Raw genomic sequence first — 1366 nt, 5'->3', positions numbered from 1 at the left:
CGTTGCAACCCCCTGCGATGCGCCTGACCTGGCTGCTGCTGGGCTGCCTCCCCGCCGCATTCATCGCGCTGTCGCGGGTCTACCTGGGCGTCCACTGGCCCTCCGACATCCTGGCCGGAACACTGCTGGCGATGACCGTCTGCGCATTGAGCCTGAGCGTGGTCCAATACCGCAGCCCGCTGCCGCCCATGCCGCAGAAAGCCTGGTGGCTGGTATTGCCCGCCGTGGTGGCGGTGCTCGGTTTCATCGCCTTTACCGGCACCCCGCACGCTCTGCTCAGGTACGCCTACTGACCCTTGGCCGGACCGATCCAGTCAATTGGGGCGGTTCGGCGTTCGACGCAGCGTTCGCGCCGCTCCAGCAGCATTTCGTCGGCAATTTCTGCGCCGCGCTCGGCGATGTATTCCGGACTACGCGTTGCTTCCTGCGCAAGCAACTGCGAAGTAATGCTGACAAAAAAAACGTCCCAGGCCGCCTGCTCCGATTGCACTAGCCGAATCATGTTCATCCCCTGATCAGTGGTTGTGTGATCGGAAACTATTTCAGCCAGTGCGATGGGAGCAACGCAGGAAAGTCTGAAAGCAGCGCCAGACAATTCCGAAGATCAGGTGAACAACTCACCTTGCAACTCATCCAGCAGCATCTGGATCGCATCCAGCCGCTGCTGCGGATCATCGAGTTGCAGCAGGTCGATCTTGTCGGCCTCAGTGAACGGCAGCAAATACGCCAATTGATTGCCCAGGGCCTGCTGACCATCGGCATGGGTGCCCATGTCCAGCGAGGCCACCATCGGGTGTTCGGCCAGGGCCTGGAGCAGGGCCAGCAGATCGGCGTCTTCCTCTTCCAGCGCGTGGTCCGGCAGCTCCTCCAGCCATTGCACCTCGGCCACCAGCAACTGGTCCTTCTGCACCTCGGCGTCGCGGACACGAAAGCGGCGCCCGCCCTCGACGCGAATGCCCAGCAGGCCGTTATCCTGCTGCTTGAAGTCACGTATCAGCGCTTCACAGCCGATCAGCGCGTAGCCTTCCGCAGCCGTGCCTACCTCCTTGCCATCGAGGATGCACACCACGCCGAAACTTTCGCCCTTTTTCATGCAGCGGCTGATCATGTCCAGGTAGCGCGCCTCGAACAATTGCAGGTCGAGGGTGCAGCCGGGAAATAGCACGGTGTTGAGCGGGAACAACGCCAGACTCATAAAGGTTTCCTTAAACCCGGTTCAAACAATCACCGACACGGCCAGCGGCAGGAACACCGCCGTCGCCACGCCCATGAGGCTCATGGCCAGCGCCGCAAAGGCGCCACATTCTTCGCTTTCCTGCAGGGCCACCGACGTGCCGACGGCGTGGGCGGTCATGCCCAGGGCCAT

At 62.1% G+C, this 1366-nt stretch carries 4 protein-coding genes; 1 reads left to right on the top strand and 3 read right to left on the bottom strand.

The genetic code is table 11. The features are described 5' to 3' along the window. Positions 1-293: phosphatase PAP2 family protein (locus tag L9Z73_RS30600; protein WP_247408693.1), on the top strand; the 293-nt coding region annotated here is incomplete at its 5' end. On the opposite strand, the gene L9Z73_RS30595 is transcribed toward L9Z73_RS30600, so the two are convergent. The 3 genes from L9Z73_RS30595 to L9Z73_RS30585 all read right to left on the bottom strand — a co-directional run. After that, a complete protein-coding gene (locus L9Z73_RS30595; protein ID WP_247408692.1) occupies positions 287-502 on the bottom strand; it encodes a hypothetical protein in 216 nt (71 codons plus the stop codon). The genes L9Z73_RS30600 and L9Z73_RS30595 overlap by 7 nt on opposite strands. Positions 503-604: 102 nt before the next feature. Further along, on the bottom strand, positions 605-1195 hold the full coding sequence (locus tag L9Z73_RS30590; protein WP_247408691.1) for an LON peptidase substrate-binding domain-containing protein: 591 nt from the start codon (positions 1193-1195) through the stop codon (positions 605-607). Between the two features lie 21 nt (positions 1196-1216). After that, the coding region (locus tag L9Z73_RS30585; protein WP_247408694.1) for an LrgB family protein at positions 1217-1366 on the bottom strand (150 nt) is incomplete at its 5' end.

Source organism: Pseudomonas emilianonis (assembly GCF_023072625.1).
GTDB classification, from domain to species: domain Bacteria; phylum Pseudomonadota; class Gammaproteobacteria; order Pseudomonadales; family Pseudomonadaceae; genus Aquipseudomonas; species Aquipseudomonas paraveronii.
The sequence above is the reverse complement of the archived record's forward strand: the minus strand, read 5'-3'. Positions and strand labels throughout refer to the sequence as shown.